This window comes from Roseomonas sp. TAS13 (assembly GCF_001950415.1).
GTDB lineage: Bacteria > Pseudomonadota > Alphaproteobacteria > Acetobacterales > Acetobacteraceae > Roseomonas > Roseomonas mucosa.
This window is the reverse complement of the sequence record NZ_BDLP01000619.1, coordinates 1-1,627: the sequence shown is the minus strand read 5'-3', so window position 1 is coordinate 1,627 and position 1,627 is coordinate 1. Positions and strand designations below refer to the sequence as shown.

Sequence of the window (1,627 nt, the reverse complement as noted above, 5' to 3'; positions counted from 1 at the left end):
GCCGTCGGTAGCGGCCCTGGGGCTTCGCGCGGCCGCGTACCTGCTCGACCAGGTTGGAGCGAGCCACGCCCAGAGTGTCGGCCACGACCTTCACCGGGAACCGCCCAGTGGCGGCGACGGCAACTGCCAGACGGGCTTTTTCCCCCGGGCGGCGCTCAAGGCCTCCCACAGGATCTCCACCTCCATGGTCTTGCGCCCGAGCAGGCGCTCCAGGTCGCGGATGCGGCCCTCCAGCTCGCGCAAGCGCCCTGCCGCGACCACGTCGTCATCGGCCTGGATCGCGGCCTTGCCGCCCTCGCTCATGCGCCGCCTCCACCCGAACAGCAGGCTCGGCGAGACACCGTGCAGGCGGGCCACGGCCGAGACCGTCATGCCCGGCTGCATGGTCTCCTCGACCAGCCTGAGCTTCTGCTCGGCACTGTAGCGGCGTCGGCGCTCGCGACCGGTGATGATTTCGACGCGTGTCGGGTCGTTCGGCATAGGCGTATGCCCAGGCGTAAGCCTAGGCCCTCGGGGCTACGCCCGGTGTCCGGTCGAAATGGGGGCCACTCCAATGCCCTCCACGGTTCCGCTGGACTCATAATACCGGCCGATCGCTTCTACGGGGGCAGGTCAGAAGCCAAGGCAAAAACCGTCTAAAGCGTTGTTTTTGCGATTGTTTGCCGTCAATTAGGCACGATAACCTTCTATTATCGGGCATCAAGGCCCTTCAGACGCAAGTTGCCCCATTTTAGCGGTGCTGCTAGCTATTGTGAGGCCAGTACAGGATGCTGTTCGACAGCGGCCAGGTTCATGCGGAGGCGCCGATGACCAGCCTGATCATCCCCGATCTCGACGAGACCACGCTGGCGCGGCTGCGCGAGCGAGCCACCCGCACCGGCAGCTCGGAAGCCGAACAGGCCCGTCGCATTCTCCAGGACGGCCTCGGTGTGGTGCCATCCTCCCCGGGCGCCGAGATGACACTCGCTGCGGCGATGCGGGCGATCTTCGAGCCGCTCGGCGGCCACGACTTCGAGGCGGTGCGGGAGCGCGGCTCGCGTCCCCCTCCGGATTTCGGACGCGCCGAGTACGGAGCTTGACCCGCACACCGTGATCCTGCTCGATACCAACGTGCTCTCGGAACTGGCCCGTGCCGTACCGGAGCCGAACGTCCTGGCCTGGGCTGGGACGGTCACTGTCGCGGACCTCTGCACCACGACAATCACCGAGGCAGAACTGCGCTTCGGCCTGGCGCTCCTGCCGACTGGCAAACGCCAGGCACAGCTGACGCAGGCGGTGGAGATGGTCCTCGCCACCGTCGTGCAGCATCGCGTTCTGCCCTTCGACCGCACTGCGGCGCAGGCCTACGCCGACCTGGCCAGCGCGCGGCGCCGACGCGGGCGCCCGGTGGACACGGCCGACCTGCAGATCCAGGCGATCGGACTGGCCCACAGTGTGACGGCCATCGCCACGCGCAACACATCTGACTTCGCCGATTGCGGCATTCCGATCGTCAACCCATGGCAGGCTCCGTGAGTCCGGAGAGGGAGAGCGGGGAGGGCGGCGAAGTGCTTCCGCCCGAGCGACACGCGCCTGTCCTGACCCTGTCTCTTGATCACATCTACGCACAGCTCCACCGTAAGGCGAA

Annotated in this window: 2 protein-coding genes and 1 pseudogene; 2 read left to right on the top strand and 1 reads right to left on the bottom strand. The window is 67.2% G+C overall.

Annotated elements, in window-relative coordinates:
• Positions 1-480, bottom strand: a pseudogene (locus ROTAS13_RS24265) (transposase); the annotation flags it as partial.
• Positions 481-767: 287 nt separating this feature from the next.
• Between ROTAS13_RS24265 and ROTAS13_RS24260 the strand changes: the two are divergent.
• Together ROTAS13_RS24260 and ROTAS13_RS24255 are read left to right on the top strand one after the other, a co-directional pair.
• Positions 768-1,079: a FitA-like ribbon-helix-helix domain-containing protein gene (locus tag ROTAS13_RS24260; protein WP_075823643.1), complete on the top strand. Its 312-nt coding sequence runs from the start codon at positions 768-770 to the stop codon at positions 1,077-1,079.
• A 10-nt stretch (positions 1,080-1,089) separates the two neighbouring features.
• Complete coding sequence (locus tag ROTAS13_RS24255) at positions 1,090-1,515, top strand: type II toxin-antitoxin system VapC family toxin (protein WP_075823642.1); 426 nt, start codon at positions 1,090-1,092, stop codon at positions 1,513-1,515.
• Positions 1,516-1,627 lie beyond the last annotated feature (112 nt).

Bases quoted from the DNA above. Each gene is read 5' to 3' on its own strand.
- ROTAS13_RS24260 (WP_075823643.1), top strand. From the start codon at position 768: ATGCTGTTCGACAGCGGCCAGGTTCATGCGGAGGCGCCGATGACCAGC.